This is a genomic window from Leptospira semungkisensis (assembly GCF_004770055.1).
In the GTDB taxonomy this organism is placed as follows: Bacteria; Spirochaetota; Leptospiria; order Leptospirales; family Leptospiraceae; genus Leptospira_B; species Leptospira_B semungkisensis.
Genome location: NZ_RQEP01000012.1, coordinates 57,903 through 70,571, shown reverse-complemented (window position 1 = coordinate 70,571; position 12,669 = coordinate 57,903). Strand labels below are relative to the sequence as shown.

The 12,669-nt window shown below is 42.3% G+C and carries 13 protein-coding genes; 9 read left to right on the top strand and 4 right to left on the bottom strand.

Going from position 1 to position 12,669, the window contains the following annotated elements; all coding sequences use genetic code 11:
• Positions 1 to 20: 20 nt before the first annotated feature.
• The 3 genes from EHO59_RS09915 (at position 21) to EHO59_RS09905 (ending at position 2,989) form a co-directional block, all read left to right on the top strand.
• Positions 21 to 398, top strand: a complete 378-nt coding sequence (locus EHO59_RS09915) for a phosphatidylinositol phospholipase (protein ID WP_167882098.1) — start codon at positions 21 to 23, stop codon at positions 396 to 398.
• Between the two features lie 819 nt (positions 399 to 1,217).
• Positions 1,218 to 1,433, top strand: coding sequence for a hypothetical protein (locus EHO59_RS09910; RefSeq protein ID WP_086445707.1), 216 nt, complete (start codon positions 1,218 to 1,220; stop codon positions 1,431 to 1,433).
• 107 nt (positions 1,434 to 1,540) lie between these two features.
• Positions 1,541 to 2,989: an MBOAT family O-acyltransferase gene (locus EHO59_RS09905; RefSeq protein WP_135587461.1), complete on the top strand. Its 1,449-nt coding sequence runs from the start codon at positions 1,541 to 1,543 to the stop codon at positions 2,987 to 2,989.
• On the opposite strand, the gene EHO59_RS09900 is transcribed toward EHO59_RS09905, so the two are convergent.
• Positions 2,974 to 4,452 carry a hypothetical protein gene (locus EHO59_RS09900; protein WP_135587459.1) on the bottom strand — a complete coding sequence of 493 codons (1,479 nt, stop codon included), beginning with the start codon at positions 4,450 to 4,452 and terminating at the stop codon, positions 2,974 to 2,976. The genes EHO59_RS09905 and EHO59_RS09900 overlap by 16 nt on opposite strands.
• A gap of 99 nt (positions 4,453 to 4,551) precedes the next feature.
• Here EHO59_RS09900 and EHO59_RS09895 point away from each other — a divergent pair, with 99 nt between their 5' ends.
• From EHO59_RS09895 to pyk, 4 genes are all read left to right on the top strand, one after another.
• The gene (locus EHO59_RS09895; RefSeq protein ID WP_135587457.1) at positions 4,552 to 6,114 is read left to right on the top strand and encodes a hypothetical protein; all 1,563 of its coding nucleotides are present in this window, start codon (positions 4,552 to 4,554) and stop codon (positions 6,112 to 6,114) included.
• A gap of 76 nt (positions 6,115 to 6,190) precedes the next feature.
• On the top strand, positions 6,191 to 7,237 hold the full coding sequence (asd, locus tag EHO59_RS09890) for an aspartate-semialdehyde dehydrogenase (protein WP_135587455.1): 1,047 nt from the start codon (positions 6,191 to 6,193) through the stop codon (positions 7,235 to 7,237).
• A 14-nt stretch (positions 7,238 to 7,251) separates the two neighbouring features.
• The gene (locus tag EHO59_RS09885; RefSeq protein WP_135587453.1) at positions 7,252 to 9,222 is read left to right on the top strand and encodes a hypothetical protein; all 1,971 of its coding nucleotides are present in this window, start codon (positions 7,252 to 7,254) and stop codon (positions 9,220 to 9,222) included.
• 44 nt (positions 9,223 to 9,266) lie between these two features.
• Entirely contained in the window at positions 9,267 to 10,697 is a 1,431-nt protein-coding gene (gene pyk / locus EHO59_RS09880; protein ID WP_135587451.1) for a pyruvate kinase, read from the top strand.
• Positions 10,698 to 10,707: 10 nt separating this feature from the next.
• Here the strand turns inward: pyk and EHO59_RS09875 are convergent, their stop codons facing one another.
• From EHO59_RS09875 to EHO59_RS09865, 3 genes are read right to left on the bottom strand one after another with little or no spacing between them, the layout of a single operon-like run.
• Entirely contained in the window at positions 10,708 to 10,980 is a 273-nt protein-coding gene (locus EHO59_RS09875) for a hypothetical protein (RefSeq protein ID WP_135587449.1), read from the bottom strand.
• Between the two features lie 22 nt (positions 10,981 to 11,002).
• Entirely contained in the window at positions 11,003 to 11,389 is a 387-nt protein-coding gene (locus EHO59_RS09870; protein WP_135587447.1) for an LBF_4227 family protein, read from the bottom strand.
• Between the two features lie 12 nt (positions 11,390 to 11,401).
• Entirely contained in the window at positions 11,402 to 11,680 is a 279-nt protein-coding gene (locus EHO59_RS09865; protein WP_135587445.1) for a DUF883 family protein, read from the bottom strand.
• Between the two features lie 235 nt (positions 11,681 to 11,915).
• Here EHO59_RS09865 and EHO59_RS09860 point away from each other — a divergent pair, with 235 nt between their 5' ends.
• Entirely contained in the window at positions 11,916 to 12,329 is a 414-nt protein-coding gene (locus tag EHO59_RS09860; RefSeq protein WP_135587443.1) for a TraB/GumN family protein, read from the top strand.
• Between the two features lie 17 nt (positions 12,330 to 12,346).
• Positions 12,347 to 12,655, top strand: a complete 309-nt coding sequence (locus tag EHO59_RS09855) for a 4a-hydroxytetrahydrobiopterin dehydratase (protein ID WP_135587441.1) — start codon at positions 12,347 to 12,349, stop codon at positions 12,653 to 12,655.
• Positions 12,656 to 12,669 lie beyond the last annotated feature (14 nt).

Below are 12,669 nucleotides of genomic sequence, written 5' to 3'. Positions count from 1 at the left end.
GGAATTCTAAGTTATCAATTATGGCTGCGAAAATAAAACGGACCTCCTTTCAGAGGCTCCTAAATGCGATGAAAAAAGTCACGAGTGAAGTGAATGATCACGAGATTCTTCGCAGGCTTGAAACCTTAATGGTCACTAGTAAGGAAGATCTGAACCAAGCAGTCATCCGTACTCTTCTTGAAAATCCTTTGGACTTCGATCCTAAATCAGTTCCAGAACCTTATGCTCAGTACGTTAGGCACTTTGTGTACATGGTAAAAAGAAATAAGAAGATGGGACTCGATATAAATTTCGATTCGGGTTCCCTTGATCAAAAAAAAGAAAAGAAGAAGGTAGCAGCACCTCCCAAAAAGGCACTCCCTTCTAAAAAATCCCTCCCAGCTCGCAAAAGAGCCTAATTTTCTAAAACCGCCCTGTATGCAGCACAGGGCCAAAATACAATTCTACAAATCGGCAGATTTTTGATTTAAGTGCCCAATTCACGTCGCATACCGATATAAAGGGGCAGATTCTGCCCAAAATCCGTTTTTCCGAGCTGTTGGCAGGGCTTTTAGATAACTGCCCAATAGTAATCATCAAAATAGGCTAATCGCCAAGACGTTTCAAAGTGAATTTCTGTGAAGAATCGTACTGAAAAGTGCTGGTTCTCTCAATTTGGGCCAGGTATTCTCGGGCATTTCTGGCAAAAGAGGATTCTGGCCCGTACTTAAAATCATGCCGAGAACGGCTGCATTTTCCAGATATTCTCAAGGTGGAAGGCCAGAAGGGCCTGGGCATCTGCCGAGCAACTTCGCCTATTTTTAAGCACTTAGGGAAGGGGCTCAATGCTGTAGAATGACTGCGATTTTTGCAGGCTATTAGCAGGGGTGCTCTCTGGGCGAATATAAGCCCGATGCAACCATACTACCGCTATGAGGGAATGAAAGAATACTCTCGAGACATCCCACAAATGAATCGCAGTCCTTTTAAGCTGCCCTTGTGTGGGCAAAGATTGCATGGCGGAACAGGCTGTGCGGCAAAATAAGTCGGACGATCCATCTTAGGGACACTTTGAGAGGTAAGTAAAAGATGGCTTTGTTTGGTGGGGAACTCATCGCAAAATCTATTAAAATAATGCCATAAAGTCATGTGTATACAAAAATCATCCCCATGAGAGAATGGCGGACTTTGCTACGGCTTTATTCTTGCGAATTCTCCCGCTCGAGGCATTCTATGCCATGGCCGAAGTAATCAAATTGCGTGTAAAATGCCACGCCTGCTCAAATTTAATCGAAGGTTCAGCTAAGTACGGCGGCGGGCACTATGTGCCAGAAGGGGTCAATTTTGAGTTTGTTGCCATCGGCAAGGTCGAAACCCCAAAGGGAAAGCGCGTTAAAGCGGAGATTACTGCTGATTGCCCAAATTGCGGAGTCCGTTGCAAATGGACAATATGATTAAAAATGAGCATTTGTTCAATCTAAACTGCTTATAATTAGTCTTTAATTTGATTATTATTTTAAATGATTGATATTGATTTATAAAGTGATTAAAATTAATCTAAATGAATTTCACTACCTCGCTCTTTTTCTTTTTCTTCTTATTTATACTCACTCTTCGCTGGGTTTTACCCTTATTTAGGTCTTTTCCCCCTTGGATACCAAAGCCGATCTTATTGCTCGGTAGCTATTTCTTTTATCTCTCTTGGAATCCTAAGTTCGGGCTTCTTCTTTTTGGAAGTACCTTGCTGGACTACTTGGTTGGGTTACGAATGGGAAAGGCAAGCCCTGCAACTCGCAAAAAGCTGCTTCTTGTTTCTCTTCTAGGAAATTTATCCGTTCTTGCTTTCTTTAAGTATTTCAATTTCTTTATAGAGAGTGGGATTGCCCTATTTTCGGCATTTGGGCTAAATTTGCCTCTTCCTGTATGGCGCATTGCTCTCCCCGTAGGGATCTCTTTTTACACATTTCAGTCCTTGAGCTATACTATCGACGTGTATAGAGGCGAGATTTTGCCTGAGAAGAGTTTTTGGAATTATGCTTTGTTTTTATCTTTTTTTCCTCAGTTAGTTGCGGGCCCGATTGTGCCTGCGAGGACCTTCTTGCCTCAGCTTGCAACTTTGCCGATTTGGAAAGATATTCCGATACGTGAAGGAATTGTCTTAATTCTATTAGGTGTTTGGAAGAAGGCGGTTTTTGCGGATACTCTTGCGATTCTGCCGGATTTTTTCTTTAAATCTCCTGAGATTTTCTCCACTGGGTACGCTTGGTTGGCGATCTTAGCGTATTCTCTCCAAATCTATTTTGATTTTAGCGGATATACGGACATTGCCTTGGGGGCGGCCCTGCTTTTGGGCTTTCATCTGACTGAGAATTTTAGAATGCCCTATCTTGCTTCGAGTTTTTCGGATTTTTGGAGGAGATGGCATATATCTCTTTCTTCTTGGCTTAGAAATTATCTCTACATTCCCCTGGGAGGAAATAGAAAAGGAGAGATTCGGACCTATATTAATTTATTCTTAACTATGCTTTTGGGAGGGCTTTGGCACGGAGCTAGTTGGAATTTTGTAGTTTGGGGTGGATTGCATGGGTCTTTTTTAGCCTTAGAAAGAATGGGTACCTCCTTTTTTCCGAAATTAGCGAGTTCGGATCATAGACTTTTGTCATTTTTAAAGAAGGGCTTGTACAGAACGATTGTAGTGCTTCTTGTGATTCTTGCTTGGGTTTTCTTTCGCTCTCCAAATTGGAATACTACCGGCTTGGTTTTCGAGAAATTATTTCATTTTTCAGCGGGCATTCAGCCAAACCGAGAGATCCTTCGGATTTTTTCGGCCATTTTGCTTTCTTTTATGATCGCGACGTGGATAGGAGCTAAGGATGAAAAAAATTCTAGTTTTAAGAATTGGTATGAGAGTATTTCTCCCGTTCTTTTTGGCGCCGGGGCCGGTTTTGTCCTTCTTCTTGCGGTGATGCTTGCCGCAGATTCTCAGCCGTTTCTTTATTTTGTTTTTTGAAAAGGTCTTTGTAGGAGTTCGATGATCTTTTGAGTTTCTTCGTAGACTAAGATCTTGCCGAGCCCATTCGGACAGTCGAGAATACGGGTAGGTTCTCCGTAGAAAGATTTGATTCTATGTTCTCCTAATCCGTCAGGTAAAACTGCGATCGGTCCCTCCGGCGGGAATAAGAACCATTCCTTGTTTGAAAGAGTATGTGCTCCCTCTAATGTGCTGAAATCGATCGGGTAAGCGAGAGTCTTCGTTTCAGAATAGATGAATATTCTTTTTGCTTTTCTCGCTTCTGCAAGAACCAGAACAAAAGAATCTTTTTCTTTCCAGTCATCCACACAGGAGACTTCGTCCGGTCGGGAGAATGAGATAGGTGCCCAGTTTCCTTCGCTTTGTCTGCGATAACCGGTAAAGATCCCAAGTCCGATGATCAGCCCTAGAATTGCAAAATTTCTGGAATTGCTTCTGTCTCCAGGATTTCGGAGAGAAAGCAATACTCCGAATAATACCGGGACCATTACGAACGCAGGAAGACTGATTTTCAGTCCGTTTTCTCCCGTATAGATGCCAGTCAAAGGCGGAAGTAAGACCAGTATCAGCTGGAAATATCCGATAAAGCCGAGGCTATGACCCCATTCTTTGCTCTTCTTTAAACACCAAAGAGCAGTAATAAAGCTGCAAACTAGAAAAATCCCCGGTAAGCCCAATTGCAATAGAGAGCCGACTAGATCCTTCCACCATAAAAGGATGGAATCGGTTATTGGGATCTTATTGGGAGATTGGATGGTGAGTAAAACTCTCAGCACCATATTCAGAGCGATTCCCACTGCGCCGGCGAAGAAGAATTTTAAAGAAATAAGTGGGAAGGAAATTCCCCATCTACCGTATCTTCTCGCCCAGCATAAGGCAGCGGCGAAATACAATTCGAAAACAAGGATCCGATCAGAGAGAGTGATCAAGGAAAGGATGGGAAAGACTGAATTTTTCGGGACCTTCTCCTTTCTTAGATAAGGCCAGATCCAAAGCGTAGTGATAAAGGCGCTGATATGAGTAGAAGGTAGATATAAAAAATAAAGAAGGGAAAATTTTTCGGAAAGTATGAATAAGAATGAAAGGGAAAGAAAGCTGAGAGTATAGCTTTGCGTTCTTCCCATTTTTGGTTCCAGGGTACGGATGAATCTGCCTAAGACCAAGGCAAGAATTGTGACCTGCAAGATTGCATAGATCACTAGAGTTTTAAAAATGTCCCCGGTGGCGTATCCTAAGACAAAGATCGCTGGCAGATCAGGAAAGAAATACGGGGTCGGAGCAAAAGACCATCCTCTTAACGGGCTACTATCTCGTAAAACATCGAGCAAGATCGTTGGGAGATAAAGAGCTTCGGTATTCCAAAATAGTTCTTTGGGAAAGCCGATCACCGAAAAGGCTAGGGAGATAATAAAAATTATGATAGAGGTCCAAAGCCAAATCACTCTGGAATCCTGGCTAAACTGTCGTTCAAGGTAAAGAAGAAAACGGAAACTAATTCTGGACAAGTGAGGATTTGCCGATTAGTTTGGGGCGCAATGCAGATGAGTTCCCACAATTCGAACTACTCCAAGATCCTGATCCTCGCATCCGGTATTTGCTTTGTATTTCTTTTGGATTTTTTCTTCTTCAAATTCGGTTTCTGGCTTTTGCCGAACGAATCTGCCTGGGCTTCGGATTATTTTTATAATTTTCTTCATGAATACAAATCTATTGAAGACAAGAAAAAAGAAAAATTCCGGATCCTTCTTCTTGGTTCTAGTGTTGCTCACTATTCATTGAGTAAGAAGGAACTTGCCTCCGAAATTTTCAGACTCTCCGGAAAGGAGACTGACGTGGAGATGCTTTCTTATGCCGGCATGGCTCCTCTGGATTCTTATCTTTTAAGAAAGAAGATCGCCGATTTAAATCCGGACTTGATTGTTTATCCGGTGAATTTTGTAGATTGGAGATTGTATAGAGCTTATGTTTTGGATCCGAAATCGGGAAAAAACGAAACGATCTCGGAAGATAAATTAGTAAGAGATGCTTTTGATTGGAGAGATGCTCCTCAATCTAGATTTCTTTTTCCTTGGGAAACAGTATCCGAATTTTGGAATATTCTAGGAATAGAGAAGGATTCGGAGTTCTTAGCTGCTTCTCTATTCGGAGCGTACAGATATAAAGGGATCTATTGGAAAACTTTAGGATCTCTTTGGGAGCATCGTTTTGGTAGGAACTCCAGCTACCGAGAATACAGCGGAGTTCAGATCCCGGAGAGAGTTACATCTCGGGGATGGACTACAAAAAGCTTCTCCTTCTTTCCGAAGAAATACATGGCCCACAAAGGATTTTATGTTCAGATCGTAGAAGAGATCTTAAAGGGCGGAAAGATCAAACTGGAGTTTCGAAATTCTTCAGGAGTCTTTCAATCCCTAGAGTTTTCTTCTCCCGGATGGAAGAAGATTCTTTTGGATCCGAGGTTCTTGGAGGGAGAAGGGTCATTCGATAGTTCACTCGGGCTCGTGAAAGTAGAGCTTTCGAATACTTGGACTCCTTACGAAGCAGGTCCGGAGCATAAGGATTGGATCCGTGACAAGTTAGGAGTTCGATTGCAGCAAACCTTCGGAGAGGAAGTTCCGAGACAAAGAATGCAATTTGATCGGGAAGAAAGAATCGAGGATCTGCGTTATCTAGGGATGTCCGGACCTGAATATGAGGAATATTTTAATTTTAGAATCTTTGCTGATCCGAAGCTAAGGCCTGGGACCCAATATTTGAGAGTCTTGGGTGAGGCAAAGAAGAGGATCTCCACCGAGAGCTTTCGCCCGGTCTTACATTTTCATTATATGAAGGAGCTCCTACAATATCTAAGAGAAAGGAAGGTCCCGGTCCTTCTGATCAATAATCCTGAGAATCCGATCAGTCTTTCCTGGTATGAAAATTCGAATTGGTATAAGGACCACTTAGACTATCTCAGAACGATCAGCGGAGGAGATAATTTCTTTTTGGATTGGAAGGATGAGTTGCGGTCGACGGACTTTTGGGATTACCATCACTTCACTTATCAAGCGATGACAAAAATGAATTCTAAGTATGCGCAGGCAGTATTGAAATTTGTCGAATGACAGTCTGTGCGCTTACAAAAAAATAGAGAAAAACTGCGGACTTACTTTAAGATCCGCGAATGGTTGAATAAGTTCTATGGCCAAAATCAATGTCGCCGTTTTGGGAGCTACTGGCTCCGTCGGGCAGAGGTTCATCCAGCTTTTGGAGAACCATCCTTATTTTCAGGTTACCCATCTATGCGCTTCCGAGAATAGCGCAGGCAAAACATACGGGGAAGTGATGAAGAAACGTTGGAAGATCTCCTCCAACATTCCTTCTTACGCTCGCGACATAATTATCACGCTTCCTGATCCAAAGCAAACTCCAGGAGTGAAACTGGCGTTCTCCGGATTGGACGCATCTATTGCGGGAGAAGCAGAGACTGCATTTGCCGAATCGGGCATTCATATTATTTCCAATTCTAAGAACCACAGAATGGTGGAGAACGTGCCTTTACTTTCTGCGGAAGTAAACGCGAATCACTTGGCTGTGATCGCCGATCAAAAGACTCCTGGAAAGATCATCACTAACTCGAATTGTACGATCATGGGGGTTACTATCTCCCTGAAGCCTCTTTTCGATAAATTCGGGATCGAATCTGTCATGCTTTTCTCTATGCAGGCGATTTCAGGTGCGGGATATCCTGGAGTTCCTTCTATGGATATTTTGGGCAACGTGGTTCCCTTCATTGGGGGAGAAGAAGATAAGGCTGAGATCGAGCCTTTGAAATGCTTGGGAAGGGTTGAAGGCGGAAAAATTTTGAATGCAGACTTCAAAATTTCAGCTCATTGTAATCGCGTGCCGGTTTTTGACGGACATACTGTTTGTGTTTCCGTTAAGCTCAAGAAGAAGGCTAGCGAATCCGAAATTTTAGAAGCCTGGTCTTCGTTTAAAGGCGAACCTCAGGAATTAAATTTGCCGCTTGCTCCGAATCCTCCGATTCTTTATCGTCAAGAAGAAGATAGGCCTCAGCCTCGTCTGGATTTAGATACCGGAAAGAGTATGACCACCGTTGTAGGTAGATTGCGTCCCGATCCGATTTTAGATTGGAAATACGTAGTGCTTAGCCATAATACGGTCCGTGGGGCTGCCGGCGCCGCGCTTCTTAACGCGGAACTGATGTATCGTAAGAGCCTACTCTAAAAAGAGGATGACCCATGCTGGATCCCCAATCACCGGAACTAAAGGTAGCTGACTATAATTCGACGTTACAGTTGACTCAAGCTTTAGAGGCCCGCGGGGATTTCCAGTATAAGGGAATTCACAAACTCGTTCTGATCATAGGGGATTGGACTGAGAAATACGTAGCAAACAAAATTCTTCCGAGCACAGAACAGCTGGCTCGGGAGCTTACCTTAGATAAGGAAAGGGTCTCCGCCTACCTCAAGGAGATGACCGCCCGTCATAATCCTCCTATGGTTAAGAAAATCTGCATGGTGGATTATAATCCTACCGGAGATTCTTCTGATGGAAGGATTACTTCTTTTTTAAGACTGATCACTGTATTTGCCAGGCCTTCTCAAACAGATGCCGGCTCCAGCCATAGATATGTGGATGGGGTGAATCAGACTTCTTTTAGCTCCATCCAAAGATGGGTAAAGGAGAAGAGACAGTTTCCTGGAAAGGAAAACTTTCAGAGATGGGTTTACGATTGCATCGATAACAATAAGTTGAGTGAGACTTACGCCTCTTCCGAGATTGGAAATTTATTTCAAGATACGTTTGATGTGACTCCTGTTCTAAAGCAAACCACCATCAATATCCATCTTAAGCCTGTCTTGAAGAAGTTGGTAGATAATAGGACTCTGTACTTTTATAGAAATGAGAACGCATTGAGCCCAGGGAATCGCTCCGTGTTCTATTATAATGTTCACGATGAGATTATCGCTAGATTAGAATCATATAAGAAATATTTAGTGGAAAGGATCATCCCGGAGCTACAAAGGATTGGAGTGTTGGGGAATTTTTCCGAACAGGATATCGAAAACACTCGATCCATCGCGACGCAAGTCCTTCCTTTCCTAAGCCCTGCTTATGGAGATCAGAAGACCGCTGTCGAAGAACTTCTCTCTCTGATCCATTTCGAAGAAGAAGAAAAAGATAAGAAAGAAAAGGAAGAGAAGAAGGCGAAGCTTTCCGAACTTTTAGATTATATCAAATCGGCAAATCGACTTGTAGATCTAAATTATTTACGTTTTCGAGGAGAATCGATCGAAGAAGAGATCAGAAATCTGATTGTCAATCACGATATGATCCTTCATGCGGAATTCGCTGATAAGAAGAATTTATATACTTTCGTACTTCACAAAGAATGCATTAACGGCGCTGTAGAGACTGCGAAAAGAGTTCATGCCGCAACCGGAAATGATAGCGAGATCAGAGTATTAGCGAAAATGAATATTCGAGATCTCTTGGAGTCGAGAGAAGCAAGCTCCCAATTTGAAAAACTGGAATATTCCTCCCTTTTCAAATACCTCCCATTCTTGACACGTTTTTTCCGTTCTATTTTTGGGAATGTGGTAGTGCATCGGTTTGAGGCCGAGGAAATCCGAGCTCGCCTGGCTGCTGAGCAAAACAAAAAGGTCTTGGAAGCTAAGACCAAGGCCGCTCAAGAAGAGAAAGTCCGAATTGCAGAAAGAAGGATTAAGGATAGGGAAGTTGCGGAAGCGACAGCGAAGGCAAGGGCAGTCGCTGCGATGGCGGCTTCTAACTCGGATTCTTCTGTTCCCCGCAATAGTGCGAGTCCTGAGCAGGATGCCGAGTCTAAGCAGATGCTTTCTTCTATACTCGATATTTTGGACCATGCTTGGAACGGAGGAGAGTATCCGGATCGAAATTATCTGGTGCAAGCATTGGGCGGGAATCAAGATGAAAATACGGTCATTAACTTTCTGAAAAAGAATGCAAAAAAGGAAATCCATTCCTTTATGGTAAGAAATCAAGAAGAGCAATATTCTTTTCCTATCCTAGTAACAAGAAGGTTCTTAAAGAAAAACGGAAGAGTCTTATTGGACAAATCCAAGAAGATTGTGGACGAGCAGAAGAATGCAGGGATGCCGGAACAGGATAAGTTCGATTTTTATATTTCTCTAGAAGATTTTCTGAACAGAACTCTTCCAAAGATTTAAGCTTTCCTTTTTTATTATAAAATACTTATATAGATCAACCCCAGATGAAGAACGAATTAGTTAATTATAGAAAAACAAAGATAATTTGCACAATCGGCCCAGCGACTGCGGATAAGAAAATGATCCAGGCGCTTGCTGAATCCGGGATGAATATCGCCCGATTGAACATGTCTCATGGAAATCATGATTTCCACAGATCTGTGATCCGTTCTATTAAAGCATTAAATAAGGATGTGCTGAAGCATCCTATCGCAATCCTTCTCGATACGCAAGGGCCTGAGATCCGAACAGGAGATTTGCAAGTAGATCATTTAGATCTAAAAGTGGGAGAATCTTTTACTTTTCATATCATTCCCGGAGAAGAATCGGAAGAACAATCCGTTTTCGTAAACTACCGTGATATCGTAAAGGATCTAAAGATTGGAGATAGGGTTACTGTCGATAACGGTCTTATCAATCTTGTGGTGGAAGAAATACAAGAGACTGCTCTCAAGTGTAAAGTAGTCGATGGCGGAAAATTAGGTTCTCGTAAACATATTAATCTGCCCGGTATCCGTGTAAATTTGCCTTCGATCACTCAGAAGGATCATAAGGATATACTCTTTGGATTGGAAGAGGATGTGGATTTCATCGCTCTTTCTTTCGTGCGTTCCGCAGAAGACATACATCAATTAAGACAGATCATTGAAGAGAACAATGGACATTCTGCGATTGTTGCTAAGATAGAAGACCAAGAAGCTGTCAAGAATATGGTCGAGATTGTAGAAGCTGCAGATGGGGTCATGGTTGCTCGAGGCGATCTTGGAGTTGAGTTGCCGATTGAAGAATTGCCTCTGATCCAAAGAGCTATCATTAGAGAATGTGCGATAAAGGGAAAGAGAGTGATTGTCGCGACTCACCTTTTGGAATCTATGATCAATAATCCTTCTCCGACTCGCGCAGAAGTGACCGACGTCGCCAATGCCGTCTTCGAAGAAGCGGATGCAATTATGCTTTCAGGAGAAACTGCAGCTGGAAAATTTCCAGTCCGTTGCGTTGAAATGCTCCATAAAATTTCTGAAAGAGTGGAGAAAGCGCCTGGTCTTGGCTACGTGTTGGAAAGAGTTCCTTCTACCAAAAAAGAAGAGATGGCTAGATCAGCTGCTCTTCTTTCGGACTCAATCAAGAGTCCAGCGATTATCGTAATTACTCGGCGCGGAACTACCGCCTTAAATGTGGCTTCCTTTCACCCGAGACTTCCTTTGATCTATGCGTTTACAAATATGACTACTGTTCGGCGCAAGCTTTGGCTTACTCGCAGCGTTATTCCTTATCGGATCGATTTTTCCAGTGATCCTGAGAAAACGATTAAGCTTGCAATAGAAACTTTAAAGACAAGCGGGCGAGTCAAGGAAGGGGATCAGGTGGTGATCCTGTCCGATATTATTGCCGGCGCAGATCGAGTGGAGACTATCCAGGTTCGAGACGTTAAGTAGGAAGGAACTCCTAGCTTTCCGTTTGGCTAAAGGCTTGCTGGTTTAGCCAGTTTAGCACCCATTCTTGCAATCCGAGGCTTTGGAAAGCCTCAAGTAGCATTCCTGTATAGCTAATCGAGGATTGTAGACGTTCAAAACTAAGTCTAACTTGGAGCTTTTTGATTTGGAGATAGAGTAGGAGCTCCTCTTTGCTCATTTCTGAAGGTTCTTTCCAAGGGGTATAGTCATCCCCTGAAAGTGGATTTAGTTTAAAGATATCTCCGGGAGATGGTTTTTTGTTCATACGGAAGGAGTTCCTTCTTACCTCAGCCTTTGAACTTCCGTGCGACTAATATAAATGAGATAATTGATATTCCAAAACATAACCCACCGGTCCCGAGCAGAGCTGGCAAAGGATCTCCGCCAAAGTATCTCTGCAGAAAGAGGAAAAAGGCGCCTAGCAAGAATAATACGCTAAGGCTAATGAAGAACAAGCCTACCTTTAAAAATAAATAGGCTTGGACCCCGTTAACAATCTGCTCAACTGCTATCTTTTTGGCGTATAGGAATAAGGTTTCAAAGTATTCAGCGATAGAGTTAATAAATGCGAGCAGGTGTTCCTTCAGCTCAAAATTAATGAACGAGGAACCATCCTGCTGATTACTACTATCCTGGTGGGAAGTTTCTTCCGAACTGGTTTTATTGGAGGCCAAGCGTAGTTCCGATTATTTTCTGCGACCGATTAACATTCCGATGATGACACCGATTCCGACGCCAACACCTAAGCCAATCAAGGTTGCTTTTTGCGGATTTTCCTTTATATAAGCTCCTGTTTCATCAATGATCTGCTTTGCTTTTTCGCTGGTTTCCCCAGTGACTTGCTTTAATTTTTCTTTTAGATCTGATACATGTTCCAAGTATTCCTCCCTGGCCTTTCCAGTTATTTTCTTGGCCTTATCTTTTAAGATTTGGAGTTCCTCGCTTAAACTGTCAGCTTTAGACATAAGAACGTTCCTCCATGGACTTTTATGATGGTATATATCTTCAATTTCAAGAATTTTACATTCGGAAATCATTGATTCGTAAAAATTGCGGGCCTTAAATGGAAGGATCGGGATAAATAAGTCGATAAAAGTGGTCTAACTGGGAAAATGGCGAAAGAGGAATCTTCTGGAAAAGATATGAAGGCCTCATTTCAAGCGAAACCATTCCTGTTGATTATAACTTAAGGTGAATGGCATGAATTTAATTTCTAAAATTGCTAAAATCCGCAGAACTCAAAAGCAAAGAATATACAATCGCGCGTATCGACAAGCGTTGAAACATCTTAAAAAAGAATTCAAGGCCGAAGCGGATCGCCATTCGCAGGCAGAGAAAGAATTAGAGAAATATTACAGAAAAGACGTTGATAGCGAAGCGAAGAAAACTCGAAAAAAGATCCAAGAACTCGAGAATTACAAACTCCTTTTAGAGCGTAAGGAAATGGAAATTGAGTCAAAGCTTGCCTTCTTAAATGATCAGCTTCATAAAATCGAAGAACTAAAGGCAAGAATGGATGGGGCTGTTAATTTAATGGCTAGAGCTGGTTCTCTTTCTAATGGCGCAATTGACGATGCTGAGAAGATTAAGCAAGCCTTGAAAAAGGTTCTGTAACTTTTTCGGTAAATTCGATGGGTAGTGCTCCGCGATTACTTTCTGTTGAGGAGTTACGGAAGGAACTCCCGCAATTTTGGGTGATCGTTAACAATATGAACGAACCAAAAATCCAAAGAATCTACAATTTAAAGAAATACGCAGATTGCGTAAGCCTTGTAAGCGATCTCGGGAAACTTGCGGACGAGATGGATCATCACCCTGAAATACTTCTTACCTATGGATCTGTTAAAGTCGAAATATTCACTCATTCCTTAAACGGGATTTCTAATTTTGATTTAGAATATGCAAAGTCAGCGGATCGACTTTTTGAACTAAATTTTTAAATTAAAGCGCTTTA

Excerpts from the sequence above, each read along its gene's own strand:
- EHO59_RS09860 (WP_135587443.1), top strand. The coding sequence starts at position 11,916 with ATGAATTTAATTTCTAAAATTGCTAAAATCCGCAGAACTCAAAAGCAA.
- EHO59_RS09855 (WP_135587441.1), top strand. The coding sequence starts at position 12,347 with ATGGGTAGTGCTCCGCGATTACTTTCTGTTGAGGAGTTACGGAAGGAA.
- EHO59_RS09865 (WP_135587445.1), bottom strand. The coding sequence starts at position 11,680 with ATGTCTAAAGCTGACAGTTTAAGCGAGGAACTCCAAATCTTAAAAGAT.
- EHO59_RS09885 (WP_135587453.1), top strand. The coding sequence starts at position 7,252 with ATGCTGGATCCCCAATCACCGGAACTAAAGGTAGCTGACTATAATTCG.
- asd (WP_135587455.1), top strand. The coding sequence starts at position 6,191 with ATGGCCAAAATCAATGTCGCCGTTTTGGGAGCTACTGGCTCCGTCGGG.
- EHO59_RS09895 (WP_135587457.1), top strand. The coding sequence starts at position 4,552 with ATGAGTTCCCACAATTCGAACTACTCCAAGATCCTGATCCTCGCATCC.
- pyk (WP_135587451.1), top strand. The coding sequence starts at position 9,267 with ATGAAGAACGAATTAGTTAATTATAGAAAAACAAAGATAATTTGCACA.
- EHO59_RS09910 (WP_086445707.1), top strand. The coding sequence starts at position 1,218 with ATGGCCGAAGTAATCAAATTGCGTGTAAAATGCCACGCCTGCTCAAAT.
- EHO59_RS09915 (WP_167882098.1), top strand. The coding sequence starts at position 21 with ATGGCTGCGAAAATAAAACGGACCTCCTTTCAGAGGCTCCTAAATGCG.
- EHO59_RS09875 (WP_135587449.1), bottom strand. The coding sequence starts at position 10,980 with ATGAACAAAAAACCATCTCCCGGAGATATCTTTAAACTAAATCCACTT.
- EHO59_RS09905 (WP_135587461.1), top strand. The coding sequence starts at position 1,541 with ATGAATTTCACTACCTCGCTCTTTTTCTTTTTCTTCTTATTTATACTC.